This window comes from Halomonas ramblicola, from assembly GCF_030409215.1.
In the GTDB taxonomy this organism is placed as follows: domain Bacteria; phylum Pseudomonadota; class Gammaproteobacteria; order Pseudomonadales; family Halomonadaceae; genus Halomonas; species Halomonas ramblicola.
This window is the reverse complement of record NZ_JAUFPL010000011.1, coordinates 9,240-33,661: the sequence shown is the minus strand read 5'-3', so window position 1 is coordinate 33,661 and position 24,422 is coordinate 9,240. Positions and strand designations below refer to the sequence as shown.

The following is a 24,422-nucleotide window of genomic DNA, read 5'->3' as shown; positions in this document are numbered from 1 at the left end:
CGACAAGCGCCCACATGAATTACCTGATCGATTGTTAAAGAGCGTCTCGCTGGCCGTCGTGCCGCCGAAGCGACCTCGCCGGCGCCCTGCGAGGAAGGCGTATTCTACGTGATCGGCGCCGGCTGTCAACCGCGTTCTTTCCGCTTGGCGAAGCGCCTCGAAAGACCCTTGCCGTTGACCCGACTCGCCGCCTCAGCGACCGCCGATCGAGCCCTCAGCGGACTCCGTAGCGAGTGGGGCGCATTCTACCGAATCCGCCGCGCCTGTCAACCGAGCCCTTTCGACACCTTCCGAAAAACCTCAGACAGAACAAGCACTTCTGCCCCTCTCCACCGCTGGCAACGTGACCCGTCGCCGGCAGCGGATGCGTACTTTACGGATTTCCCCGAGGCCTCGCAAGCCCTTTCGATGGGAAAATTTCAGGTCCCTTGCGGAGGCGAGCCCTCGTGACGTATCAGCACCACCAGCTCGCGGGGACCATGCACGCCGTAGGCCAGGGTCTGCTCGATATCGGCGGTCTTGCTCGGCCCGGAGACCAGCAGCGCGTTGGTGGGCATGCCGCCGGCCCAGCCGTGGCGCTCCACCACATCGAAGAAGGTGTCCGCGATGGCCTCGGCGTCCAGCACGGCGATATGGATCGGCGGCACCAGGCTGATCAGGCGCGGCTCGTCCGGCGTGGGCCAGAGCCACAGGCTGCCGGTCTCGGCGATGCCCCCGCGGGTGGAGGTCAGGCCGGCGTCGACCGACTCGAACTGCTCACGCCGCCAGGTCTCGATATCGCGGTTCACGTCGACCAACTCCACTGCCGACTCGGCCAGGGCGGCACGCGCCTCGGCGGCCACCGGGTGGTCGCGTCCCAGCGCCAGCCGACGGATGCCCTTGGCCTCCAGGATACGGGCCAGCGCCGCGGTCCAGTCACCCCGGCCGGCATGGATCACCTCGCCATGCACCGAGGTGATCCAGCGTTCGAAGCTCTCGAGCCGTTCCGCCTGGTTCCAGCCGCGCTTCGTCATTACCGTGAAGTCGCTCTCGGGGGCACTCAGAGGGCCATCGGTGCGTTCGCGCAGGCGCTTGAGAATGGCATCGCGGGCACTCATGAGCGCTCCTCCTCGGTGGCCCGCTTCGCACGGTGCCGCTTCACCAGGGCGTGCAGGGACTCGCCCGCCGGCCTGGGAGCGGTGCGGTACTCGGTCCAGGGGCCGAGCCTCGCGGGCATCAGCGCCTTCAGCTTGCCGGCCAGGGCCGTGCCGCCGCGCCAGGCGCGGGGATGAGTGGCCAGCCACTGGAAGCCCTTCCAGGCGGCGACCTCCCTCGTCGACCGCTTCACCCCGGCCCCGGGCACGTTGCCTCGCCCCTCGCCCACCGACTCGCGACGTAACCGCACCAGCAGGTCGGGAATCGGGATCTTCACCGGGCAGACCTCGCCGCAGGCACCGCACAGGCTCGAGGCGGTGGGCAGGTCCCGGGTCTCCTCCAGGCCCATCAGGTGCGGCATCAGGATGCTGCCGATGGGCCCCGGATAGGTGGTGCCGTAGGTATGGCCGCCCACCCGAGTGTAGACCGGGCAGTGGTTCATGCAGGCGCCGCAGCGGATGCAGCGCAGGGTGTCGAGCAGCTCGTCGTCCTGGTAGATGCGGGAGCGGCCATTGTCGACCAGCACCAGATGGACCTCCTCGGGACCGTCATGCTCCTCGGGCTTCCTGGGCCCCGAGATCATGTTGAAGTAGGTGGTGACGTGCTGGCCGGTGGCCGAGCGGGTCAGCAGCGCATAGAGGGGTGGCACGTCACGCAGGTGCTCGACCACCTTCTCGATGCCGGTCACGGCGATGTGCACCGGCGGCACCGTGGTGGTCATGCGCCCGTTGCCCTCGTTCTCCACCAGGCACAGGGTGCCGGTCTCGGCTACCGCGAAGTTGACCCCCGAGACGCCCACGTCGGCCGCCATGAAGCGCTCGCGCAGCTGGGCCCGGGCCGCCGCGGTCAGGGTGTCGACGTCGCGGGTCTGCTCGGTGCCGGTCTTGTCATGGAGGATCCTGGAGATCTCGTCGGTGTTGAGGTGGATCGCCGGCATGATGATGTGCGAGGGCGTCTGTTCGTTGAGCTGCACCAGGTACTCGCCGAGGTCCGACTCCAGCGCCTCGATGCCGGCCTCCTCCAGGTGGGTATTGAGGTGCATCTCCTCGGAAACCATCGACTTGCCCTTGATCACCGACGTGGCGTCATGGGATCGGCAGATCTCGCCGATGAGCCGGCACGCCTCCTCGCCGTCCTCGGCCCAGTGCACCCGGATGCCGTTGGCCTCGCAGTTGGCCTCGAGCCGCTCGAGCAGGTCGGGCAGCTTCGCCAGTGCCCGCAGGCGGATGCTGGCCCCCAGCTCGCGCAGGGTCTCCAGGTCCCAGTCGTCGAAGACGTCGCGGCGCTTGGTCATCAGGCCATCCATCGCCTTGCGGAAGTTGGCGCGGATCTGCGGGTTCTCCAGGGCCTCGTGGGCCTGGCGATGGAAGTCGCGAGGGGTATAGGTCTGAACCGAGTCGTGCTGCACGCTCATGAGGTCCTCCGCCACAGGTAGCTGGCGATATGCTCGCCCCGGATCGCCTTCTGCCGATGCTCGAAGCGCCCGGCAATATTCATCAGGCAGCCGCAGTCGGAGGTAACGAAGCAGTCGGCGCCGGCCGCCTCGATGGCCCGGGTCTTGTCCTCCACCATGGCCGCGGAGACCTCGGGATGGCGCACCGCGAAGGTACCACCGAAGCCGCAGCACTCGGCGGCTCGCGCCTGCTCGACCAGCTCCACCGCCCCGAGCCGGGCGAGCAGCGCCGGCCCGGTCTCGGCCAGCCCCATCTCGCGCCGGGCGCTGCAGGAGGTATGCATGGCCACCCGCTCGAGCCGGCCGCGGTCCTCGAGCCGGAGATGGCAGACATGGACCAGGAACTCGGTGAGTTCGAAGACGCGCCCGGCCACCTCACGGGCCTGGACCTCGCGGTCGGTGCCGGCGAACAGCGGCGGATAATGGGTGCGCATCATGCCACCGCAGGAGCCGGAGGGTACAATGATCGGCCAGGGCTCGGGAAAGAGATCGAGCTGGGCCGCCGCCACCGCCTGCGCCTCGTCGTGATAGCCGGAGGTGTAGGCGGGCTGGCCGCAGCAGGTCTGATCCTCGGGAAATACCACCTCGATGCCTTCCCGCTCCAATAGCCGAATGCCGTCCAGTCCCGCCTCGGGGTAGAAGAGATCGATCAGGCAGGTACCGAAGAAGTAGACCTTGTCCGGCCTGGGCGGGTAGAGCTTGACGGGCGTCATCGACAGGATCCTCGAGTGACTGACGGGGGGCGCCGAAAATTGGTAAAACCATTTTACCCGGCGGCGTTAGCGCACCTTAGGAGCCGCCCGGCACGCTGTCAAACCGACGGCGACGCTTTTCCTCTCGCGCCCCCCTATACTTTGGTAGACCACCCGAGCACTTGGATGCAAGCCACTGAAAAGACAAGTGCCCCCAGCTCCCCAGGGCGGCCTCGATCGAGCTTATTGGTATTACCAATTCGTTGTCGTACCATGTGCCCAGCCGATCCACCATGGAGCCTCGTAATGGCCTATCAGCCCGTGCGCCAGCCGCGCCTCGCCGACGTGATCACCGAGCGCCTCGAGGCGATGATCCTCGAAGGCAGCCTCAAGCCCGGCCAGCGCCTGCCCCCGGAGCGCGAGCTCGCCGAGCAGTTCGGCGTCTCGCGCCCCTCGTTGCGCGAGGCGATCCAGAAGCTCGCCGCGCGGGGCCTGCTGCTCAGCCGCCAGGGCGGCGGCACCTTCATCACCGAGGAGCTGACCTCCGGCTACAGCGACCCCCTGCTGGAGATGCTCGCCCGCCACCAGGAGTTCCACCTCGATCTGCTGGAATTCCGCGACGCCATGGAGGGCATCTCGGCCTACTACGCCGCACTGCGTTCCACCCCCACCGACAAGGCGCTGTTGATCAAGCGTTTCGAGGAGCTGGAGGAGCGCTTCAAGGGCCAGGACCCAGCCCAGGAGGCCAAGGCCGATGCCGCCTTCCACCTGGCCATCGCCGAATCCGCCCACAACGTCCTGCTGCTGCACACCATCCGCGGCATCTTCCATCTCCTGGAGCGCAGTATCGTCGACAACCTCGCCCACCTCTTCGAGAAGCCCGACGCACGCCCGCAGCTGATGGCGCAGCACCGCGCCCTGCTCGACGCCATCCTGGAGGGTCGCGCCGAGGACGCCCGCGCCCGGGCCCACGAACACCTGGTGTTCGTCGAGGAGGGCCTGCTCGAGGCGGAACGCGCCGAGACCCGCGCCCAACGCGCCCTGCGCCGCGCCCAGGCCATGCCGCTTCGACGGGAGCCTTCCACGTGACCGGGGGCCAACCCGCCACCCGCCTGCCGACCGCCTGGCGGCGCTGGCTGCTGCTGCTCGTCCCACTGGGACTCGGCGTGGTGATGTGGCAGGCCGCCGAGGTGGCGCGCGTCCAGGCGCTGCAGGACCTTCACCAGGATGCCGACAACGAGTTGCGCCTCTCGGCGGCGGGCCTGTCGGGCCACCTCTCGCGGCACGACTACCTGCCCCAGTTGCTCGCCTCCCGCGAGGCGGTGCGGCGCTTCCTGGCGTCCCCGGCCAGCCAGGACCCCATGCCGCTCAACCTGCTGCTGGACCGCTTCCGCGCCGCCGCCGACGTCTCCGACATCTACCTGCTCGACCGCCATGCCGACACCCTGGCGGCCAGCAACTGGCACCGCCCCGACACCTTCATCGGCCAGAACTACGCCTTCCGCAGCTACTACAGCGACGCCATCGCCGGTCGCGAGGGACGTTTCTACGGCCTGGGCGTGCAGTCGCTGGAGCGCGGCTACTACTTCTCCGCCCCGGTGTGGCTCGACGACACCGCCCCCGATGCCACCCCGGATGGCGTCATGGTGGTCAAGGTGCTGCTCGATGCCGTGGAGGCGAGCTGGGCCGACCAGGATGCCGAGCTGCTGATCACCGACGCCGACGACATCATCTTCATGGCCAGCCGCCCCGAGCTGCGCCTGGCCTCGCTGCACCCGCTCTCCGGGGAGGAGCGCCGGGCGCTGCTGGACACCCGTCGCTACGCCGATGAGCCCCTCGCGCACTCCGGCTTCGAGGTCATCGAACCGCTGGGCGAGCGCAGCCGACTGGTCAGCTTCGCCGACGGGCCGCTGGCCGGCGAGCGCTACCTGGGCCTGACCCGCACGCTGTCCGAGTTCGGCTGGGAGATGCACATCCTCAAACCCATGACCCCGGTGGTCCAGGCCCAATGGGTCTCCGCCCTGCTGGCTGGCGGCCTCTACGGCATCGTGCTGCTGGGCGGCGGCATCGGCTGGCAACGCCTGCGACTGCGCCGCGAGCGCGAGCTGTTCGCCGAACGCGAGCGACGCACCCTGGCCCGCGCCCGGGACGAGCTGGAGCGCAACGTGGAGCGCCGCACCCGTGACCTGGTCGAGACCAACCGCCGCCTCTCGGGGGAGATCGAGGAGCGCAGGCGTGCCGAGGAGGACCTGCGCCAGACCCGCGACGAGTTGATCCAGGCGGCCAAGCTCGCCGTGCTCGGCCAGTTGGCCGCCGGCATCAACCACGAGCTCAACCAACCGCTGGCGGCGATCCGCGCCTACGCCGAGAACGCCCGCGCCTTCCTCGAGCGCCAGCGCCCGGAGAGCGTCGACCAGAACCTGGAGCAGATCGTCGAGCTGACCGCGCGCATGGCCGAGATCAGCGCCCAACTTCGCCAGTTCTCGCGCAAGGGCGACGAGGCCCTCTCCGCCGTGTCGGTCACCGACTGCTTCGAGTACGCTCTGCGCCTCTTCCAGACCCGCCTGCAGGAGGCCGACGTCCGCATCGAGCGTCGCTTTCCGGAAACCACGGTCTGGGTGCGGGCCGACCTGGTGCGCCTGGAGCAGGTCCTGGTCAACCTGATCGGCAACGCCCTCCAGGCCATGGCCGGGCGCCCCCAACCGCAGCTGGTGCTGCGCGTCGAGACGCCGGAGGACGAGGTGCGGCTGGTCGTCGAGGACAGCGGCCCGGGCATCCCCGAGGCGTACCTCGGCCGCATCTTCGAGCCCTTCTTCACCACCAAGTCGCCCGGCAGCGGCCTGGGGCTGGGGCTCTCCATCTCGTCGCGCATCATCGACGACCTGGGCGGCCGACTCACCGCCAGTAACCGCGCCGAGGGCGGCGCCCGTTTCACCATCAGCCTGCCCCGCGAGCGCCGCCCGGCGCTGACCGGGGCCCGACACGACCAGGAGAGTGCCTCCCATGCATGACCCGGCGGCCATTCCGGTGATGATCATCGATGACGAGCCCCACCTGCGCATCACCGCCGGCCAGACCCTGGAGCTGGCCGGCTACGCCCCCGAGCCCTACGCCAGCGCCGAGGAGGCCCTGGCGGCGCTGGAGCCCGACTTCCCGGGCGTGATCGTCAGCGACATCCGCATGCCCGGCATGGACGGCATGGCGCTGCTGCGCGAGGTGCGAAGCCGCGACCCGGACCTCCCGGTGATCCTGATCACCGGCCACGGCGACATCTCCACCGCGGTGGAGGCGATGCGCGAGGGGGCCTGGGACTTCCTGGAGAAACCCTTCGCCGTCGAGCGTCTGGTGGAGGTGGTACGCCGCGGTGTGGAGAAGCGTCGGCTCAGCGTCGAGAACCGCCAGCTGCGCGCCGAGCTGGAGGCCCAGCAGGCCGCGCCCGGGCCACGCCTGGTGGGCCGCACGCCGGCCCTCCAGCGCCTGGCCTCCATGGCCCAGCGCATCAGCCAGGTGGAGGCCGACGTGCTGCTGTTCGGCGAGACCGGCGCCGGCAAGGACCTGGTGGCCCGCGCCATCCATGAACGCAGTGCCCGCGCCGGACACCCCTTCGTGGCGATCAACTGCGGTGCCGTGCCGGAGAGCACCATCGAGTCGGAGCTGTTCGGCCACGAGAAGGGCGCCTTCACCGGCGCCGTGGAACGCCGTATCGGCAAGTTCGAGCACGCCGACGGCGGCACGGTGTTCCTCGACGAGATCGAGTCGATGCCGCTGTCGCTGCAGGTCAAGCTGCTGCGCGTGCTGCAGGAGCGCTCCGTCGAGCGGCTGGGGTCCAACCTCGCCGTGCCGCTGGACATCCGGGTCATCGCCGCCACCAAGCAGGACCTCAAGGCCGCCGCCGAGGCGGGCCGCTTCCGCGAGGACCTCTACTACCGCCTCAACGTGGTCACCCTGCCGATCCCCCCGCTGCGCGAACGCCGCGAGGACATCCCGCTGCTGTTCCAGCACTTCGCGGTGGTGGCCGCCAACCGCAGCGGCCTGGAGGCCCCCTCCCTGGACGCCGCCGGCATCAGCGCCCTGCTGGCCCACGACTGGCCAGGCAACGTGCGCGAGCTGCGCAACCTCGCCGAACGCTACGTGCTGCTCGGCGCCGCCTTCGACTACCGCCTGGAGGCACTGCTCGAGGGCGCCGAGAGCGAGGCCGGGGACCTGCCGCTGCCCCAGCAGGTGGAGCTGTTCGAGAAGAGCCTGATCGACCAGGCCCTGGCACGGCATCGCGGCCGCGTCAGCGAGGTGAGCGAGCGCCTCGGCCTGCCGCGCAAGACCCTCTACGACAAGCTCAGGAAGTACGGCCTGCGGGCCGAGGATTACCGCCAGAATGCCGAGCCCTGAGCGACCAGCTCATCCAGCGCCGACCAGGTGGGCAGCCAGGGCGTGAGTCCCGCGGCCAGCAGCAGCATCAGGACCGAGTTGACCGGCTCACGGTAGTCGAACGGCTTGAGCGCCGTGCCGAAGGAGCGCTTGAGGCGTGCCCCGGTGAGATCGACGCTGTAGAGCTCGTCGAGCAGCAGGTGGATGAGGAACCCCACCAGCACCGCCACGCCCTGGGCCCAGGCCAGCCCGGGCTCCAGGGCCAGGAAGCGGTAGCCGGCCGCGCTGGTGATCAGTCCGCAGAGCGCGGCGGCCAGCAGCGAGTGCCAGATCCCGCGGTGCACCGAGAAGCGCTTGAAGATCGGGCTCAGCACGTAGCGCACGCCGATATAGAGCCCCCCGCAGGCCATCAGCAGTGCGCCCGGCTCCAGTCGGGAGTGCAGCAACAGCGCGCCCGCCACCACCGCCAGCATGGCCAGGGTATTGAAGATCAGCCGCACGGCATGGGAATGATCGGAATCGATGTCCGGCAGGATGCCGCCGAAGGCGGTCAGCATCGCCACCGACAGCGCCTCGCCCGGCGTCCAGAGGTCTCCCCGCCAACCGGCCACGGCCAGCAGGACACCGCCCCCCACGGCGGCACTGAGATGGGTACGAAAATCGGCCATGCCGGAACGGGCTCCCTGAAGTCCTGGACGATAAATACTGGATAAATCGCCAGATTATCGCCCGTTCAGGCAATGAAAATCAATGGGTTAGGGGGATTCCGCGAGGTACTCGTCCTTGAGCTTCACGTAATTGCCGGCGGTATAGGGGAAGAAGGCGCGCTCCTTCTCCTTCAGCGGGCGCAACGCACGGGCCGGGTTGCCGGCGTAGACGTGGCCGCCTTCCAGATGCTTGCCTGGCGTCACCACGGCGCCGGCGGCGATGATCACCTCGTCCTCCACCACGGCGCCGTCCATGACGATGGCGCCCATGCCCACCAGGATGCGGCTGCCCAGGGTACAGCCGTGGAGGATCGCCTTGTGGCCGATGGTCACGTCGTCACCGATGGTCAGCGGGAAGCCGCCGGGGTTGAAGTCGCTGGCATGGGTGATGTGCAGCACACAGCCGTCCTGCACGCTCACGCGCGCGCCGATGCGGATACGATGCATGTCGCCACGGATCACCGCCATGGGCCATACCGAGCAGTCGTCGCCCAGCTCCACGTCGCCCAGCACCAGGCTGGCCGGGTCGATGTAGACGCGCTCGCCGAATACCGGGCGCTTGCCGGCCCAGGGCCGAATGGCCGTCGTTTCGCTCATCACTCTCTCCTCGTGTCGGGTTCAGGACAGGCCTGCCACCAATACTACCAGCGTCAGGGGGATCGCCACCCAGCGCACCACGCCCCGCCACAGGCGGAAGCCGCCCGGCCCCACGTCCAGGGCGTACCGCGCCGCCTCCTCGGGCATCACCCAGGCGGCGAAGATGGCGATCAGCAGCCCGCCCAGGGGCAGGAAGACCTCCGGGGGGATGGTGCTGACCAGCTCGAAGGGGTTCATGCCGAACAACACCCGAGTCTCGGCGAGGCTGGAGAAGGAGAACACCGACAGCATCCCCAGGGACCATACCGCCACGCCGACCACGGCGGTGGCCAGTCCCCGGCGCAGTCCCCAGCCCTGCAGGGTGGCGACCATGGGTTCGGCGAGGTTGATCGAGGAGGTCCAGGTGGCGAGCAGCAGCAGCAGGAAGAAGACGCTCAGCCACAACGCCCCCCAGGGCAGTTCGGCGAAGGCGATGGGCAGGGTGACGAACATCAGCCCCGGCCCCTCACCCGGGTCCAGGCCCTGGGAGAAGACCACCGAGAAGATGGCGATGCCGGCCAGCAGCGCCACGGCCACATCGAGCACGGCCACCGCGCCCACCGCCCGCGGCAGGCTCTGGTGGTCGGGCATGTAGGCCCCGTAGGCCATCAGCGCGCAGGCCCCCACCGCCAGGGTGAAGAAGGCATGGCCCATGGCGTGCATCACCACCAGCGGCGTCAGCGCCGAGAAATCGGGCAGGAACAGCCAGCCGAGCGCCACCCCGAAGCCCTCGGTGGTGGCGGCATAGCCGGCCAGCAGCACCAGCAGCAGGTAGAGCAGCGGCATCAGCAGGTTGTTGAGTCGCTCCAGTCCCTTGGCCACGCCGGCGGCCACCACCAGCAGGGTCATCGCCAGGAACAGGCTGTGGTTGAAGGTCAGGCGCGCCGGATCGGCGAGGAAGGCGTCGAAGCCGGCGCCGATGTCCGCGGCGGAGGCCCCGCGGAAATCGCCGTTGATCGCGGCCACCAGGAACTCGATGGACCAGCCCGACACCACCGAGTAGAAGGAAAGGATGCAGAACACCGTGGCGGCACCGAACAGCCCCAGCCAGCGCCAGTGGCGGCTGGCCCCGGAGCGGGCGGCCAGGTGGCCGAGCGACTGCATCGGGCTGCGCCGTCCGGCGCGCCCGATCATGATCTCGGCCATCATCACCGGCAGCCCCAGCAGCAGCACGAAGGCCACGTAGAGCACCAGGAAGGCGGCCCCGCCGTTCTCGCCGGTGATATAGGGGAAACGCCAGATATTGCCCAACCCCACGGCCGCCCCGGTCACCGCCAGGATGAAGGCGCGCCGCGTGCTCCAGCGCTCCAGCGTCTCGTGCATGTCGTCCTCTCCTGGGCTCGGCGGCCCGCCGCTCGGGCCGTCACAAGGGCGCAAAGCCTAGCAGGCCGACCCGGGGTGGCAAACCCCGGGCGCCGCCGTGCATTGAAACCCGCCCCCGTCGCCCGCATCTAAAACGGCACTCACTCCCAGGTATCGAGGTACCCATGTCCGCCAACCCGCTGCTCGAACCCCACCGACTGCCGCCCTTCGAGGAGATCCGCGCCGAACACGTGGTCCCCGCCATCGAAGAGCTGCTGGCAGAGAACCGTCGCGCCACCGAGGCGCTGGTCGAGCAGGCTCGCCAGGCATCGCCCAGTTGGGAGAGCCTGGCCGCACCCCTGGAGTCCCTCAACGATCGCCTGTCGCGTGCCTGGTCACCGGTCTCCCACCTCAACGGCACCATGAACAGCCCCGAGCTGCGCGAGGCCTATCAGGCCTGCCTGGCCAGGCTGTCCGAGTACAGCACCTGGCTGGGTCAGCACGAGGGGCTCTTCGCCGCCTGGCAGGCATTGAAGGAAGGCCCCGCCTGGGCGGAACTCGATGCGGCCCAGCGGCGCAGCGTGGACAACACCCTGCGCGACTTCCGCCTGGCCGGCGTCGACCTGCCCGCCGAGAAGAAGCGCCGCTACGGCGAGATCAGGGCGCGCCTCTCGGAGCTTTCCAACACCTTCTCCAACCAGTTGCTCGATGCCACCCAGGCCTGGCACCTCGACCTGGCCGACGCCACGCGCCTGGCCGGCCTGCCGGAGAGCGCCCTGGCCACCCTCCAGGCCAACGCCGAGGCCAAGGGCCAGGAGGGCTACCGCATCACCCTGGACTTCCCCAGCTTCTTCCCGGTGGTGACCTATGCCGACGACCGCGAGCTGCGCCGCGAGGCCTACACCGCCTTCGTCACCCGCGCCTCCGACCAGGGCCCCCAGGCCGGGCGCTACGACAACGCCCCGATCATGGAGGAGATCCTCGCCCTGCGCCGCGAACTGGCGGAACTGCTGGGCTTCGCCAGCTACGCCGACTATTCGCTGGAGACCAAGATGGCCGAGTCGCCCCGTCAGGTGCTCGACTTCCTGGAGGACCTGGCAGGGCGTGCCGTGCCCCAGGCCCGCGAGGAGTTCGCCGAACTCGCCGCCTACGCCCGCGACGCACTGGGGCTGGACGACCTCGAGCCCTGGGACGTGGGCTACGCCAGCGAGAAGCTGCGCGAGGCGCGCCATGCCATCAGCCAGGAACAGCTGCGTCCCTACTTCCCCGCCCCGCGGGTGGTGGACGGCCTGTTCAAGGTCGTGGAGCGCCTCTACGGCGTCGGCTTCGAGGAGGACGCGAAGGCCCCCCACTATCACCCCGATGTGCGCTACTTCCGCATCCTCGAGGACGGCCGGCCGATCGCCGGCTTCTACCTGGACCTCTATGCCCGCGAGGGCAAGCGCGGCGGGGCCTGGATGGACGAGTGCCGGGTACGCCGCCTGGAGGGCGAGGCACTGCAGCTGCCGGTGGCCTACCTGACCTGCAACTTCACCCGGCCGGTGGGCGACAGGCCGGCGCTGCTGACCCACGACGAGGTCACCACCCTGTTCCACGAGTTCGGCCATGGCCTGCACCACATGCTGACCCGCCAGACCATCGCCGACATCTCCGGCATCAACGGGGTGGCCTGGGACGCCGTGGAACTGCCCAGCCAGTTCATGGAGAACTTCTGCTGGGAGCGCGAGGGACTCGACCTGATCGCCGGCCACGTCGACACCGGCGAGCCACTGCCCGGCGAGCTGCTGGAGAAGCTGCAGGCGGCACGCAACTTCCAGTCGGCCATGGGCATGGTGCGCCAACTGGAATTCTCGCTGTTCGACCTGCGCCTGCACCATGAGCTGGCCGCGCCCTCCGCCGCCGAGATCCAGGCGCTGCTCGACGCGGTGCGTGACGCCGTCTCGGTGGTGCCGCGCTCGGCCTTCAATCGCTTCCAGAACGGCTTCGGCCACATCTTCGCCGGCGGCTATGCGGCGGGCTACTACAGCTACAAGTGGGCCGAGGTACTCTCCGCCGACGCCTGGAGCGCCTTCGAGGAAGCGGGGGTCTTCGACCCCGAGACCGGGCGGCGCTTCCGCCGCGAGATCCTCGAGGCGGGAGGCGCCCGCGACGCCGCCGAGCTGTTCCGCGCCTTCCGCGGCCGCGAGCCCAGCGTCGAGCCGCTGCTCCGCCACAGCGGCATCCGTGCCGCTTGAATATCGCCCACGCCGCCGGACCCACCCGGCGGCACTCGCCAGGAGCCCTTATGTCCGTCCAGAAACGTTTCATCGCCGGCGCCATCTGCCCACGCTGTGCCGAGATGGACCGCATCCGCAGCTGGGAGCAGAACGGCATCCGCTACCGGGAGTGCGTCAGCTGCGACTTCTTCGAGCAGCTGCCCATCGAGGAGGAGGCGGCGCCCGAGCTGGAGACCCGGGTCAACCGCCAGCGGGAGGAGACGGCGTCACAGGACATCCAGACCGTGAAGATCCTCGACCCCAAGGGGCGCTGAGACGCTTCGCCAGGGTTACCCGGCCACCGGCGTGCCGGGCCCGCCGGGGAGGGACGTGCGAATTCCCGCACAACGGAGCGGTGACGGCGTGCGGGATACCGGAAAACCGCCGCTCCCCCGACTTCGACCAAGGTCGCACGCCACGCATTCACGTTATTGATAAAAGACGAGATTTTCTATTCTGGCCCATCCATTGCCCTAGGGTTCGTTGAAAGCCGCGTCCTTCCGATGGCGGCAGGTCGTGACAGAGCTGCCAGACTGATACGGCAGGCTTACGACACCGTCCGTCGAGGACATCCCAACGACAACAGCAATGGAGTCATGCCATGCGTCTTCTTTCCACCAAGCTGCTCGCCGGCACCCTCGCCGGTTCCCTGCTGGTCGCCGCCTCGGCCTCCGCCCAGGACCGCAGCGACTGGCCCGATAACTTCACCGTGGGCACCGCCAGCCAGGGCGGCACCTACTTCGTCTACGGTTCCGGCTGGGCCAACCTGATCGCCGACCAGTTGGACCTCTCCGGCGGCGGCGAGGTCACCGGTGGCCCGACCCAGAACCTCGCCCTGGTCCACGGCGGCGACGTGGCCTTCGGCCTGACCACCATGGGCCCGGCCGCCGATGCGGTGGCCGGCGAGAGCCCGCTCGCCCCGGGTGTGGCGATGGACAACGTCTGTGCGCTCTTCCCGATGTACGAGACGCCCTTCTCCATCACCGCCCTGGAGAGCAGCGGCATCGAGTCGATCTCCGACATCCCCGATGGTGCCAGCATCGGCTTCGGCCCGGCGGCCTCCACCTCCGACACCTACTTCCCGGCCATGCTCGAGACCCTGGGCGTCGACTTCGACCGCCGCAACGGTGGCTGGAACGACCTGGGCGGCCAGCTCCAGGACGGCCTGATCGACGTCATCGCCTTCGCCGCCGGCATCCCGATTCCCGCCGTCAGCCAGCTCGAAGTCCAGACCGACGTGAACATCATCGAGTTCACCGAGGAGGAGCAGGCCAAGGTGATGGAGGAATTCCCGGTCTCCGAGTTCTGGATTCCCGCCAGCACCTACGAGACCCTCGAGGAGGATGCCCGCGCCGTCGCCATGTGGAACTTCACCATCGCCGGCTGTGACCTGCCCGAGGACTTCGTCTACGAGGTCACCAAGCTCAGCCTGGAGAACAACGACAGGATGCGCGACGTGCACCGCAGCGCCGAGTTCAGCGTGCCGGAGAACATCCAGTACAACACCGTACTGCCCTTCCACCCGGGCGCCGTGCGCTGGTACGAGGAGAACGGCTACGAGATCCCCGACGATCTGAAGCTGTAAGCCTCCCGTCCCGCCGTCCCGTGCCGGCACCGCCGGCGCGGGGCAGCCTGCCTGCTGTTCAGTTCCACACCCAAGGGTGTTTCCATGTCGCATACTCCCGAATCCCGTGACGACGCTCCCGCCGAGGGGGGCGTTCAGCCGATCAACGTCGAGGGCGTCGACGAGGCCGCCGTCGAGTCCAACCGCCGGCTCTATTCCGGCTGGCAGTGGCTGCTGTTCGGCATCCTGGCCGTCGCCTATTCCCTCTTCCACCTGGTCTCGCTCAACGTCTTCCCGCTGGAGACCTGGTCGTTCCGTATCGTGCATATCGCCGGCGCCCTGGTGCTGGGCTATGGCCTCTATGCCGGCACCCAGTTCGCCGACAATGACCGTCAGCGCTCCGCCGCCTGGATGGCCTGGCTGAGCTACGCCATGCTGATCCCGGCGCTCTATGCCCTGGTGCGAGTGGTGATGATGTACCAGGAGATGAGCGCGGGGGCCATGCGCATCGCCCCGGAGATCGAGGCCTGGCACTTCGGCTATCCGCTGATCCTGGCCACCGTCGCCGGCATCCTGCTCTCCTGGGGCTACCGCCAGGTGCGCGAGGCCCTGTCGCCCGCCGACCTGGTGCTGATGGCCTGCGCCCTGGCCGTGGCCGGCTACCTGCTGGTGATGTTCAACAGCCCGCTGCGCGCCTCCACCGGTACCGCCTTCGCGCCCATGGGCATCTCCTACGCGGCGATCGCCGGTTCGCTGCTGATCCTCGAGCTGACCCGCCGTGTCGCCGGCCTGGCGCTGGTGATCATCTCGGGGATCTTCCTGGTCTACGTCTTCGCCGGCCCCTATCTGCCGGGCTTCCTGGGCTACCCCGGACTCTCGGTGGGGCGCTTCTTCAGCCAGGTCTACACCGACGCCGGCATCCTCGGGCCGACCACCGCGGTGTCGTCCACCTACATCATCCTGTTCATCATCTTCGCCGCCTTCCTGCAGGCCTCCAAGGTCGGCGACTACTTCGTCAATTTCGCCTTCGCCGCGGCCGGCCGCGCCCGCGGGGGCCCCGCCAAGGTCTCGATCTTCGCCTCGGGCCTGATGGGCATGATCAACGGCACCTCCGCCGGCAACGTGGTGTCCACCGGCTCACTGACCATCCCGCTGATGAAGAAGGTGGGCTATCCGGCACGCAGTGCCGGGGCCATCGAGGCTGCCGCCTCCACCGGCGGGCAGATCATGCCGCCGATCATGGGCGCCGGGGCCTTCATCATGGCCGAGGTCACCGGCATCCCCTATACCGAGATCGCCGTGGCGGCGCTGATTCCCGCCATCCTCTACTTCCTGTCGATCTACTGCATGGTGGACTTCGAGGCGGCCCGCAAGGGCATGCGCGGCATGCGCAAGGAGGAGATCCCGCTGTTCTCGAAGCTGGTCAAGCAGGTCTACCTGTTCGCACCGATCATCATCCTGATCGCCGCGCTGTTCATGGGCTACTCGGTAATCCGTGCCGGCACCCTGGCCACCGCCTCGGCCGCGGTGGTGAGCTGGTTCTCGCCCCACAAGATGGGCATCCAGGCGATCCTCCGGGCGCTGCAGCTGGCCGGCACCATGGCGATCCAGATCATCGCCGTGTGCGCCTGCGCCGGCCTGATCGTCGGGGTCATCGCCCTGACCGGCGTCGGCGCCCGCTTCTCCTCGCTGCTGCTGGGCCTGGCCGGGGTCAGCCAGCTGCTGGCGCTGTTCTTCGCCATGTGTATCTCGATCCTGCTGGGCATGGGCATGCCCACCACCGCCGCCTACGCGGTGGCCGCCTCGGTGGTCGCCCCCGGCCTGATCGAGATCGGCATCCAGCCGCTGGTGGCGCACTTCTTCGTGTTCTACTTCGCGGTGGTGTCGGCGATCACCCCGCCGGTGGCGCTGGCCTCCTACGCGGCGGCGGGTATCTCCGGCGACAAGGCCATGGGCACCTCGGTGGCCTCCTTCAAGATCGGCCTGGCGGCCTTCATCGTGCCCTTCATGTTCTTCTACAGCCCGGCGATGCTGATGGAGGGCAGCGGCATGCAGATCCTGCGGGTGGGCGTCACCGCCACCCTGGGCATCATACTGCTGGCGGGCGTGGTGCAGGCCTGGTTCTTCGGCCCGGTGAAGATCTGGCAGCGCCTGGTCATGCTGGTCGGGGCGCTGTTCATGATCTACGGCGGGATCTACACCGACGTGGCTGGCCTGGCCATCGGCGGCGCGCTGTTCCTGATGCAGCGCAACCTGCACGGTGGCGGCGGCACCCCCAAGGCGGCCGCCTCCGGGTGATCCCGTGGCCCTGCCGACGGCAGGGCCAGACGGACACTGCCTCCACACGCCAGGGGCCCCGCCGATCGGCGGGGCCCCTGGCGTTTCGGTGGATGCCCGGCGACGGGCCAACCATGCCCTGTTCAGCCGCGAATGTTGTCCAGGACCTTCAGGGTCGGGGCGGCCTGGTTGAGGGTGTAGAAGTGCAGGCCCGGGGCGCCGCCGTCCAGCAGCCGCTGGCAGAGCCGCGAGACCACCTCCTCGCCGAAGGCGGCGATGGACTCGCTGTCGTCGCCGTAGGCCTCGAGCTGCTTGCGTACCCAGCGCGGGATCTCGGCACCGCAGGCGTCGGAAAAGCGCGCCAGCTTGGTGTAGTTGGTGATCGGCATGATGCCCGGCACGATGGGGGCCTCGACGCCCAGGGCCCGGGCCCGGTCGACGAAGTGGAAGTAGGCATCGGCGCTGAAGAAGTACTGGGTGATGGCCAGGTCGGCACCGGCCCGCATCTTGCGGGCGAAGTTCGCGAGGTCATGCTCGAAGCTCGGCGCCTGGGGGTGGGACTCCGGGTAGGCGGCCACGGCGACCTCGAAGTGGTCGCCGGTCTCCTCGCGGATGAACTCCACCAGCTCGTTGGCATAGCGCAGCTCACCGATGCCACCCATGCCCGAGGGCAGGTCGCCGCGCAGGGCCACCAGCCTATCGATGCCCTCCTCGCGGTAGCGCGCCAGCAGATCGCGCAGCAGGCCCTTCTCGCTGCCGATGCAGGAGAGGTGCGGCGCGGTGGTGATGCCCGACTCGCGCATCCGGCGCACGGTGTCCAGGGTGCGGTGCTGGGTGGAGCCACCGGCGCCGTAGGTCACCGAGAAGAAGCGCGGCCGCCGCTCGGCCAGGGCGTCGCGCACCCCGAGCAGCTTCTCCCGGCCGGCGTCGGTATTGGGCGGGAAGAACTCGAAGCTGATGCCCAGCGGGTGTTCCTGCGTGCTCATCGGGGATCCTCATGAAACGGCTGCATGATGCGGACATTGTGACGACTCCCGGTCATGGTCACCAATGAAAGATTCGCGTCGCCGTATCGATTTCATTCAAGTTGGCCTCGGCGCCGGGGGCAGGCATCATGGCGCTTTCGACAGGGAGGTTGCATGCACGCCATCGATCCCGGCGCCCTGATGGGCCCACTCTGGACCCTGCTGGCCTATGTCGCTCTGGGCTGGCTGGCCGCCCGCCGCCTGGCGGTGGACCCGCGCCCCGTCGCCACCCTGCTGATCTACCTGATCGCCCCGCTGACCTTCTTCCGCGCCCTGATCCTGGGTGGCCCCACCCCCGACTACCTGCTGCTGACCCTGGCCACCTTCGCCACCGCCAGCCTGCTGGCGATGGTGGTAGGCCGCCTCGCCCGCGGGCGCTTCGCCCCCCAGGAGGCCGCCCTGCTGGCCTTCTCCGCCGGCACCGGCAATACCGGCTACTTCGGCCTGCCCCTGGCCCTGGTGCTGCTGCCCCCGGAAGGGGTGACGCTCTACCTGTTCTGCGTGCTGGGGGTCACCCTCTACGAGTTCACCGTGGGCTTCTACCTCAGCGCCCGGGGGCGGTTCTCGGTGGCCCAGAGCCTGGCCAAGATCGTTCGCCTGCCGCTGGTCTATGCCTTCCTGGCCGCGCTGCTGGCCAGCGGCCTGGGCCTCGAGGTGCCCGAGGCCGTCCTGGAGGGGATGGCGGTCTTCCCCGCCACCTACACCCTGCTGGGCATGATGATCATCGGCATGACGCTGGGCCGGGTGAACATCCGTGAGGTCGACCCGCGCTTTATCGGCGCCTGCGTGGCGATCCGCTACGGCCTCTGGCCGCTGCTGGCACTGGCCGCGGTGCTGGGCCTGCAGGCGCTGATCCCGCTCTCGCCGGAACTGGTCCTGGCCATCCTGCTGCTCGGCGTGGTGCCCATGGCCGCCAACGTGGTGGTGGTGGCCATGGAGCTCGGCAGCGCCCCGGCCAAGGGGGCCCTGGCGGTGCTGATCACCACCCTGGCCGCCCCGCTGCTGATCCCCCTCTACCTGGGGCTGATGATGCCCCTGGTCGGCATCCGGTAACGACGTCGGCGGGCTTGCAGCCGGCCCCCATCGGGCTAGCCTGAGGGAAGAGTCGCCTCACGAGGATCCGCCCATGTCACGACGTCACTTCCTGCTGGCCGCACTGGTCGGCACCCTGCTGGCGCTGTCGCCGGCCCTGGCCCATCACGGCTGGACCGGCGGCGAGACCATCGAGCTCAGCGGCACCATCACCGCCGCCCGCCTCGGCAATCCCCATGGCGAGCTCAGCCTGGACGTGGAGGGCGAGGCCTGGACGGTGGAGGTCGGCCAGCCCTGGCGCAACGCCCGCGCCGGCCTGGCGGACGGCGACCTCGCCGAGGGCGTCGAGCTGCGCGTCTCCGGCGAGCACGCCGGCGAGCGCCTGATGAAGGCCGAGCAACTGTGGATCGGCGAGGAGCACTACGTGCTCTACCCCGGGCGTATCTAAGGCGGCATGACGGCGCTGCTGGCCTGGCTGGCCGACACCGCCATCGCCGACTGGATCCAGCAGTCGCGCTGGGGCTACGCGGTGGTCAATGCCCTGCACGTGCTGGGCATCGCCCTGCTGGTCGGCGCCATCGCCGCCCTGGATCTGCGCCTGCTGGGGTGGCAACGCCGACTGGCGGTGGTCGCCCTGGCCCGCCTGCTGCAACCGGTGGCCATCGCCGGCCTGGGGCTGGCGATAAGCGCCGGGGCCCTGCTGTTCCTCGCCGATCCGCTGGACTATGCCGCCATGCCGCTGTTCCGGTTCAAGCTGGTGCTGGTCGCCCTGGCCATCGTCAACGCACTCGCGTTCAACCTGGGGCCGGGGCCGGCCAACGCCTCGCCCCGGCGCCAGCGCCTGGCCGGGGCCTTGTCGCTGGCGCTGTGGATCGCCGTGCTGGCGTGCGGGCGCTTCCTGGCCTTCGTCTGAACTAGTAACGATAGCTGTCGGGCTTGAAGGGGCCCTCCACCGGCACGCCGGTGTAGTCCGCCTGGGGCCCGGTCATGCGGGTGATCACTCCGCCGAAGCCCTCCACCATGTAGCGCGCCACCTCCTCGTCGAGGTGCCGCGGCAACACGCTGAGCGTGACGGCCTCGGCCCTCTCGGCCTGGGGCAGGTCGGCGAAGCGCCGCTCGAAGAGGTGGAGCTGGGCCAGCACCTGGTTGGCGAAGGAGCCGTCCATGACCCGCGAGGGGTGGCCGGTGGCGTTGCCCAGGTTCACCAGGCGCCCCTCGGCGAGCAGGATCAGGTAGTCGCGGCTGGCGGGATCGTAGTCGCCGGGCTCGCTGTCGCGGTAGACCTTGTGTACCTGGGGCTTAACCTCCTCCCAGTGCCACTGGCGGCGCATGTAGGCGGTGTCGATCTCGCTGTCGAAGTGGCCGATGTTGCAGACCACGGCGCCCCGCTTGAGGGACTTGAGCATGGGGGCATCGCAGGCCCCGATGTTGCCGGTACAGGTCACCACCAGGTCGATCCTGCCCAGCAGGTCGAGGTCGATGCTCTCCATGCCGCGATTGATCCCGCCGCGGTAGGGCGAGACCACCTCGAAGCCGTCCATGCAGGCCTGCATGGCACACAGCGGGTCGATCTCGCTGACCTTGACGATCATCCCCTCCTGGCGCAACGAGGCCGCCGAGCCCTTGCCCACGTCGCCGTAGCCGACCACCAGCGCCTGCTTGCCGGCCAGCAGGTGGTCGGTGGCACGCTTGATGGCATCGTTGAGCGAATGGCGGCAGCCGTACTTGTTGTCGTTCTTCGACTTGGTCACGGCGTCATTGACGTTGATGGCGGGCACCCTGAGGGTGCCATCGCGCAGCATCTCCTGCAGGCGATGCACCCCGGTGGTGGTCTCCTCGCTGATGCCGTGGATGGCGTCGAGCAGCTCGGGGTGCTTGTCATGCAGCAGCAGGGTCAGGTCGCCGCCATCGTCGAGCACCAGGTTGGGTGTCCAGCCGTCGGGGCCCGCCACCGTCTGCTCGATGCACCACCAGAACTCCTCCTCGCTCTCGCCCTTCCAGGCGAACACCGGGATGCCGGCGGCGGCGATGGCCGCGGCGGCGTGGTCCTGGGTGGAGAAGATATTGCACGACGACCAGCGCACGCTGGCGCCGAGGTCCATCAGGGTCTCGATCAGCACCGCGGTCTGGATGGTCATGTGGATGCAGCCGGCGATACGCGCACCCTTGAGCGGCTGGGCCTCGCGGTACTGGGCGCGAATCGCCATCAGCGCCGGCATCTCGGTCTCGGCGATGCGGATCTCGCGGCGCCCCCAGTCGGCCAGGGCGATGTCGGCCACCTTGTAGTCCTGGGGCTCGGGGGTGGAAACGGCGGGCTCGGTCATGCGGTCACCTCTCTTCCGGGGAAAAGCGAGACCTTCACTATAGGCGCGGACCGAAGCGGTCGACAATCAACGCCCGAAGCCCGCGACGCTCAGCTCGCCGAGCCGGGCCGCCAGGTGCCGTAGCTCGGGATGGGCGAAGAAGTCCACCAGGGCCTCGGCGCGTTCCTCCCCGATACCGGAGCGCCGTCGCCAGTCGCGGCCCGTGCGCCCAGCCAGGGTGGCCCAGTCCGGCGTATCGCCGGCATCCCAGCCGGGCGGCGGGCCCAGGGCCGCGAGCCAGGCAGCGAAGGGGCGTGAGCGGGCCGCCGCGAAGGCCTGCCGCAGCGTCTCGGCACGCGCCTCGCCGACGCCATGGGCCTGCCGCAGCTCGGCGCCCTCCAGTGCCAGCCAGTCCAGCAGCCCCTCGACCAGGCCGGCGTCTACCAGCGCCCGCCAGGTCCCGGGCCCCACGCCGGGCAGGTCGAGGCCGTCGGCACCGGAAAGCCAGGCGAGGCGTTCCAGGAACTGCGCCTCGCATCCCTCGGTCAGGCGCAGGCAGCTCAGCGCATGGTAGTCCCTGGGGTCGGGCGCGGCGACCGCCGGCCGCTCCACGCCCCGCCAGGCCACGCTCTCGAGGCGCGGGATGGTCAGCCCGGCCAGGGCGATGACGACCAGGTCCCCCGGGCGGATATCCAGCGCCTGCCAGCGCTCGAGCGAGCCGACACCGACCCGTCGGATCGTGCGCCCCTCCAGCTCGACCGGAAGGAGATGCAGCAGCGGGGTGATGCGCCCGGTGCGTCCCACGCGAAACTCGACGCCGCGCACCTCGGCCAGGGCTTCCCGCGGCGGATGCTTCCAGGCCACCGCCCAGGCCGGCGGTTCGGCACGCCAGGCCTGGCCATACGGTCGCGAGGCCTGGCGCAGCACCACGCCGTCGGTGGCGAAGGGCAGCGGGCCACGATACCAGGCGTCGCGTCGGCGCTCGACGCCCGCCGGGTCGGACACGGGATGGGTGAAGTCCACCGTGTCGGCGAAGCCCAGCGCCGCCAGCCCCTCGAGCCGCGCGCGCAGCGTCGCGGGGCCATCCGGCCAGTCCCAGACGAAGAGCCCCACCTCGGCGGCCGCCGCGTCATCGAGCCTTTCTCGTGCCATCAGCCCGGTCACCCTGGCGCGCGCCCCGGCGTCCCCGGCCTCGGCCTGGACATGTTCTGCCAGGCGCCGGTACAGCTCGCCCTGCAGCACGGCGTCTACCGCCTCGGGTAGCCGCTGCGGCACCGCCGGCAGACGCCGTACCCGCGCGGTCCAGTCCTGGCCGCGGCGCCCATCGCCGCGGCTGATGGCCCGTACCAGCTCGCCGCCTCGGTAGACCAGGGTCACCGCCACGCCGTCCACCTTGGGCTGGATCCAGGCGTCATCCCGGCGCTCGAGCCAACGCCCCACCGCCGCGGCATCCGGCAGCTTGGCCAGCCCCGTCTGGGGCACCGGATGGGCCGCCTCGCCGCCGGGACGGTCGGGCACGGCGGCCTCGGGCAGGGCGATCGCCGGCTGGCAATCCCGCCACTCATCCAGCCGCGCCCGGGCCTGGTCGTAGACGTCGTCGCTGACCGGCGACTCGCCCCTCCGGTAGTAGGCCTCGTCCCATTCGGCGATGCGCTGCGCCAGCGCCGCGAACTCGGCAGCCGAGGGGGCAGGGTCGGGGCAGGCGGCGAGCACCGAAGCGGAGAACAGCCACCCGACGACGAGCAGCAGCCGGCCGGTGGCGACGACGGAAGCCATGGGGCACACCACGAGGCGAGGGTTCCCCTCGACCATAGCAACGGGCCCCGCGCGGCGCTGCCGGCGGGGCCCGTCATTCGCCGTAGGAAATGACCTACAGGCCGGCGGCCTCGCGCAGCACCGCGGCGCGGTCGGTCTTCTCCCAGGGGAAGGCGGTGAAGGTCTCGGTATGCGCCTCGCCCTGGGTATCGGTCCAGGTATAGGAGGTCTCGAAGGGCTCGCGGCCGAAGTGACCGTAGGCCGCGGTGAGGCGGTACATGGGGTGCAGCAGGTCGAGCATGCGGGTGATGGCGTTGGGGCGCAGGTCGAAGTGCTCGCGGATCAGCTCGATGATGCGCTCGTCGCTGATCCTGCCGGTGCCGAAGGTGTTGACCGACACCGAGGTCGGCTCGGCCACGCCGATGGCGTAGGAGACCTGGATCTCGCACTTGTCGGCCAGGCCCGCGGCGACGAGGTTCTTGGCCACGTAGCGCCCGGCGTAGGCGGCGCTGCGGTCGACCTTGGAGGGGTCCTTGCCGGAGAAGGCGCCGCCGCCGTGGCGCGCCATGCCGCCGTAGGTGTCGACGATGATCTTGCGCCCGGTCAGGCCGCAGTCGCCCACCGGGCCGCCGATCACGAACTTGCCGGTGGGATTGATGTGGTAGCGGGTGGTCTCGGTGAGCCACTCGGCGGGGATCACCTGCTCGATGATCTCGCGCCTGACCATCTTGCGCAGCTCCTCCTGGTCGATCCCCGGGTCGTGCTGCGTGGAGAGCACCACGGCATCCACCGCACAGGGCCGGCCCTCGGCGTCGTAGCGGAAGGTGATCTGGCTCTTGGCGTCGGGGCGCAGCCACGGCAGCAGGCGGTGCTTGCGCAGTTCGGCCTGGCGCTCCACCAGCCGGTGGGCGTAGTGGATCGGCGCCGGCATGTAGGAGTCGGTCTCGTTGGTGGCGTAGCCGAACATCAGGCCCTGGTCACCGGCGCCCTGGTCCTCCGGCTTGCCGCGGTCGACGCCCTGAGCGATGTCCACGCTCTGCTTGCCGATCAGGTTGAGCACGCCGCAGGTCTCGCCGTCGAAGCCCACGTCGGAGGAGGTGTAGCCGATGTCGGTGATCACCTCGCGCACCAGCGCCTCGAGGTCCACCCAGGCCGAGGTGGTGATCTCGCCGGCGACGATGGCCACGCCGGTCTTGACCAGGGTCTCGCAGGCCACGCGGGCCTGCTTGTCGCGGGCGATGATGGCGTCGAGCACCGCATCGGAGAGCTGGTCGGCGATCTTGTCCGGGTGTCCCTCGGAGACGGATTCGGAGGTAAACAGGGAGTATTCGCTCATGGCGTCCTCGACCTTGGTGTCACAACGGGGCCGCGGCGGGGCGTCGTCGGCCCGCCGGCCTGGGGGCCTCTTTTCGGAATCAAGAGTCTACACGCTGGGGCCCGCCCAGGCATCCACGATTTGAAGCGCGCCGTCAAGTCGGCGACAATAGGCGCCCGAATTCGACCGCGCCGCGCCCCCGCGGCGACCGATCCAGCCAGACTGCCCGGCCGCGCCATCCCCTGGCGATGGCCGCACGCATATTCTGCCGCAGGCGAGGAGCTACCCAATGCCATCCCGTTTCGAACTGGCCAATGCCATCCGCGCGCTGTCCATGGATGCCGTCCAGAAGGCCAATTCCGGCCATCCCGGCGCGCCCATGGGCATGGCCGACATCGCCGAGGTGCTGTGGAACGACCACCTCAAGCACAACCCGGCCGATCCCCACTGGCCCGACCGTGACCGCTTCGTGCTCTCCAACGGCCACGGCTCGATGCTCCTCTATTCCCTGCTCCACCTCACCGGCTACGACCTCGACCTGGAGCAGCTGCAGAACTTCCGCCAGCTGCACTCCAAGACCGCCGGCCACCCCGAGTTCGGCTATGCC

At 69.5% G+C, this 24,422-nt stretch carries 21 protein-coding genes; 11 read left to right on the top strand and 10 right to left on the bottom strand.

The window, feature by feature from the left end; all coding sequences use genetic code 11:
- Window positions 1-419 precede the first annotated feature (419 nt).
- The 3 genes from QWY80_RS02325 to QWY80_RS02315 are packed head-to-tail and all read right to left on the bottom strand — an operon-like array spanning window position 420 to window position 3,300.
- Window positions 420-1,097 carry a LutC/YkgG family protein gene (locus tag QWY80_RS02325; RefSeq protein ID WP_290229064.1) on the bottom strand — a complete coding sequence of 226 codons (678 nt, stop codon included), beginning with the start codon at window positions 1,095-1,097 and terminating at the stop codon, window positions 420-422.
- Entirely contained in the window at window positions 1,094-2,548 is a 1,455-nt protein-coding gene (locus tag QWY80_RS02320; protein ID WP_290229063.1) for a LutB/LldF family L-lactate oxidation iron-sulfur protein, read from the bottom strand. Before QWY80_RS02320 ends, QWY80_RS02325 begins: the two co-directional genes overlap by 4 nt.
- Window positions 2,545-3,300 carry a (Fe-S)-binding protein gene (locus tag QWY80_RS02315; RefSeq protein ID WP_290229062.1) on the bottom strand — a complete coding sequence of 252 codons (756 nt, stop codon included), beginning with the start codon at window positions 3,298-3,300 and terminating at the stop codon, window positions 2,545-2,547. The genes QWY80_RS02320 and QWY80_RS02315 overlap by 4 nt, the downstream gene beginning before the upstream one ends.
- A gap of 285 nt (window positions 3,301-3,585) precedes the next feature.
- On the opposite strand from QWY80_RS02315, the gene QWY80_RS02310 reads away from it, so the two are divergent.
- The 3 genes from QWY80_RS02310 to QWY80_RS02300 are packed head-to-tail and all read left to right on the top strand — an operon-like array spanning window position 3,586 to window position 7,665.
- Window positions 3,586-4,368: a GntR family transcriptional regulator gene (locus QWY80_RS02310; protein ID WP_290229061.1), complete on the top strand. Its 783-nt coding sequence runs from the start codon at window positions 3,586-3,588 to the stop codon at window positions 4,366-4,368.
- Window positions 4,365-6,290, top strand: coding sequence for a sensor histidine kinase (locus tag QWY80_RS02305; RefSeq protein ID WP_290229060.1), 1,926 nt, complete (start codon window positions 4,365-4,367; stop codon window positions 6,288-6,290). The genes QWY80_RS02310 and QWY80_RS02305 overlap by 4 nt, the downstream gene beginning before the upstream one ends.
- On the top strand, window positions 6,283-7,665 hold the full coding sequence (locus QWY80_RS02300) for a sigma-54-dependent transcriptional regulator (RefSeq protein ID WP_290229059.1): 1,383 nt from the start codon (window positions 6,283-6,285) through the stop codon (window positions 7,663-7,665). Before QWY80_RS02305 ends, QWY80_RS02300 begins: the two co-directional genes overlap by 8 nt.
- On the opposite strand, the gene QWY80_RS02295 is transcribed toward QWY80_RS02300, so the two are convergent.
- From QWY80_RS02295 to QWY80_RS02285, 3 genes are all read right to left on the bottom strand, one after another.
- The gene (locus QWY80_RS02295) at window positions 7,641-8,312 is read right to left on the bottom strand and encodes a metal-dependent hydrolase (RefSeq protein ID WP_290229058.1); all 672 of its coding nucleotides are present in this window, start codon (window positions 8,310-8,312) and stop codon (window positions 7,641-7,643) included. The genes QWY80_RS02300 and QWY80_RS02295 overlap by 25 nt on opposite strands.
- Before the next feature lie 87 nt (window positions 8,313-8,399).
- Window positions 8,400-8,948 carry a gamma carbonic anhydrase family protein gene (locus tag QWY80_RS02290; RefSeq protein WP_290229057.1) on the bottom strand — a complete coding sequence of 183 codons (549 nt, stop codon included), beginning with the start codon at window positions 8,946-8,948 and terminating at the stop codon, window positions 8,400-8,402.
- A gap of 21 nt (window positions 8,949-8,969) precedes the next feature.
- Window positions 8,970-10,310: a sodium-dependent transporter gene (locus QWY80_RS02285; protein WP_290229056.1), complete on the bottom strand. Its 1,341-nt coding sequence runs from the start codon at window positions 10,308-10,310 to the stop codon at window positions 8,970-8,972.
- 164 nt (window positions 10,311-10,474) lie between these two features.
- Between QWY80_RS02285 and prlC the strand changes: the two genes are divergently transcribed.
- The 4 genes from prlC to QWY80_RS02265 all read left to right on the top strand — a co-directional run bounded on the left by prlC (window position 10,475) and on the right by QWY80_RS02265 (window position 16,406).
- On the top strand, window positions 10,475-12,523 hold the full coding sequence (gene prlC / locus QWY80_RS02280) for an oligopeptidase A (protein ID WP_290229055.1): 2,049 nt from the start codon (window positions 10,475-10,477) through the stop codon (window positions 12,521-12,523).
- 50 nt (window positions 12,524-12,573) lie between these two features.
- Window positions 12,574-12,819, top strand: coding sequence for a YheV family putative zinc ribbon protein (locus QWY80_RS02275; protein ID WP_290229054.1), 246 nt, complete (start codon window positions 12,574-12,576; stop codon window positions 12,817-12,819).
- Window positions 12,820-13,145: 326 nt separating this feature from the next.
- Window positions 13,146-14,129 (top strand): TAXI family TRAP transporter solute-binding subunit, encoded by a 984-nt coding sequence (locus QWY80_RS02270; protein ID WP_290229053.1) that lies wholly within the window; start codon window positions 13,146-13,148, stop codon window positions 14,127-14,129.
- An 84-nt stretch (window positions 14,130-14,213) separates the two neighbouring features.
- On the top strand, window positions 14,214-16,406 hold the full coding sequence (locus QWY80_RS02265; protein WP_290229052.1) for a TRAP transporter permease: 2,193 nt from the start codon (window positions 14,214-14,216) through the stop codon (window positions 16,404-16,406).
- Window positions 16,407-16,528: 122 nt separating this feature from the next.
- On the opposite strand, the gene metF is transcribed toward QWY80_RS02265, so the two are convergent.
- Window positions 16,529-17,371, bottom strand: coding sequence for a methylenetetrahydrofolate reductase [NAD(P)H] (gene metF / locus QWY80_RS02260; RefSeq protein WP_290229051.1), 843 nt, complete (start codon window positions 17,369-17,371; stop codon window positions 16,529-16,531).
- A 153-nt stretch (window positions 17,372-17,524) separates the two neighbouring features.
- Here metF and QWY80_RS02255 point away from each other — a divergent pair, with 153 nt between their 5' ends.
- The 3 genes from QWY80_RS02255 to QWY80_RS02245 all read left to right on the top strand — a co-directional run bounded on the left by QWY80_RS02255 (window position 17,525) and on the right by QWY80_RS02245 (window position 19,355).
- Window positions 17,525-18,463, top strand: coding sequence for an AEC family transporter (locus QWY80_RS02255; RefSeq protein WP_290229050.1), 939 nt, complete (start codon window positions 17,525-17,527; stop codon window positions 18,461-18,463).
- Between the two features lie 73 nt (window positions 18,464-18,536).
- Window positions 18,537-18,890, top strand: coding sequence for a DUF6152 family protein (locus QWY80_RS02250; RefSeq protein ID WP_290229049.1), 354 nt, complete (start codon window positions 18,537-18,539; stop codon window positions 18,888-18,890).
- Window positions 18,891-18,896: 6 nt separating this feature from the next.
- A complete protein-coding gene (locus tag QWY80_RS02245) occupies window positions 18,897-19,355 on the top strand; it encodes a hypothetical protein (protein WP_290229048.1) in 459 nt (152 codons plus the stop codon).
- Window position 19,356: 1 nt separating this feature from the next.
- Here the strand turns inward: QWY80_RS02245 and ahcY are convergent, their stop codons facing one another.
- The 3 genes from ahcY to metK form a co-directional block, all read right to left on the bottom strand.
- Complete coding sequence (ahcY, locus tag QWY80_RS02240; protein ID WP_290229046.1) at window positions 19,357-20,766, bottom strand: adenosylhomocysteinase; 1,410 nt, start codon at window positions 20,764-20,766, stop codon at window positions 19,357-19,359.
- Window positions 20,767-20,832: 66 nt separating this feature from the next.
- The gene (ligB, locus tag QWY80_RS02235) at window positions 20,833-22,521 is read right to left on the bottom strand and encodes an NAD-dependent DNA ligase LigB (RefSeq protein WP_290229045.1); all 1,689 of its coding nucleotides are present in this window, start codon (window positions 22,519-22,521) and stop codon (window positions 20,833-20,835) included.
- Window positions 22,522-22,615: 94 nt separating this feature from the next.
- Window positions 22,616-23,836, bottom strand: a complete 1,221-nt coding sequence (gene metK / locus QWY80_RS02230; RefSeq protein WP_290229044.1) for a methionine adenosyltransferase — start codon at window positions 23,834-23,836, stop codon at window positions 22,616-22,618.
- Between the two features lie 268 nt (window positions 23,837-24,104).
- Between metK and QWY80_RS02225 the strand changes: the two genes are divergently transcribed.
- Window positions 24,105-24,422: thiamine pyrophosphate-binding protein (locus QWY80_RS02225; RefSeq protein ID WP_494337372.1), on the top strand; the 318-nt coding region annotated here is incomplete at its 3' end.

Bases quoted from the DNA above. Each gene is read 5' to 3' on its own strand.
- QWY80_RS02245 (WP_290229048.1), top strand. From the start codon at position 18,897: ATGACGGCGCTGCTGGCCTGGCTGGCCGACACCGCCATCGCCGACTGG.
- QWY80_RS02320 (WP_290229063.1), bottom strand. From the start codon at position 2,548: ATGAGCGTGCAGCACGACTCGGTTCAGACCTATACCCCTCGCGACTTC.
- QWY80_RS02275 (WP_290229054.1), top strand. From the start codon at position 12,574: ATGTCCGTCCAGAAACGTTTCATCGCCGGCGCCATCTGCCCACGCTGT.
- ligB (WP_290229045.1), bottom strand. From the start codon at position 22,521: ATGGCTTCCGTCGTCGCCACCGGCCGGCTGCTGCTCGTCGTCGGGTGG.
- QWY80_RS02325 (WP_290229064.1), bottom strand. From the start codon at position 1,097: ATGAGTGCCCGCGATGCCATTCTCAAGCGCCTGCGCGAACGCACCGAT.
- QWY80_RS02270 (WP_290229053.1), top strand. From the start codon at position 13,146: ATGCGTCTTCTTTCCACCAAGCTGCTCGCCGGCACCCTCGCCGGTTCC.
- QWY80_RS02300 (WP_290229059.1), top strand. From the start codon at position 6,283: ATGCATGACCCGGCGGCCATTCCGGTGATGATCATCGATGACGAGCCC.
- metF (WP_290229051.1), bottom strand. From the start codon at position 17,371: ATGAGCACGCAGGAACACCCGCTGGGCATCAGCTTCGAGTTCTTCCCG.
- QWY80_RS02310 (WP_290229061.1), top strand. From the start codon at position 3,586: ATGGCCTATCAGCCCGTGCGCCAGCCGCGCCTCGCCGACGTGATCACC.
- QWY80_RS02295 (WP_290229058.1), bottom strand. From the start codon at position 8,312: ATGGCCGATTTTCGTACCCATCTCAGTGCCGCCGTGGGGGGCGGTGTC.
- metK (WP_290229044.1), bottom strand. From the start codon at position 23,836: ATGAGCGAATACTCCCTGTTTACCTCCGAATCCGTCTCCGAGGGACAC.
- prlC (WP_290229055.1), top strand. From the start codon at position 10,475: ATGTCCGCCAACCCGCTGCTCGAACCCCACCGACTGCCGCCCTTCGAG.
- QWY80_RS02250 (WP_290229049.1), top strand. From the start codon at position 18,537: ATGTCACGACGTCACTTCCTGCTGGCCGCACTGGTCGGCACCCTGCTG.
- QWY80_RS02265 (WP_290229052.1), top strand. From the start codon at position 14,214: ATGTCGCATACTCCCGAATCCCGTGACGACGCTCCCGCCGAGGGGGGC.
- QWY80_RS02285 (WP_290229056.1), bottom strand. From the start codon at position 10,310: ATGCACGAGACGCTGGAGCGCTGGAGCACGCGGCGCGCCTTCATCCTG.
- ahcY (WP_290229046.1), bottom strand. From the start codon at position 20,766: ATGACCGAGCCCGCCGTTTCCACCCCCGAGCCCCAGGACTACAAGGTG.
- QWY80_RS02290 (WP_290229057.1), bottom strand. From the start codon at position 8,948: ATGAGCGAAACGACGGCCATTCGGCCCTGGGCCGGCAAGCGCCCGGTA.
- QWY80_RS02315 (WP_290229062.1), bottom strand. From the start codon at position 3,300: ATGACGCCCGTCAAGCTCTACCCGCCCAGGCCGGACAAGGTCTACTTC.
- QWY80_RS02255 (WP_290229050.1), top strand. From the start codon at position 17,525: ATGCACGCCATCGATCCCGGCGCCCTGATGGGCCCACTCTGGACCCTG.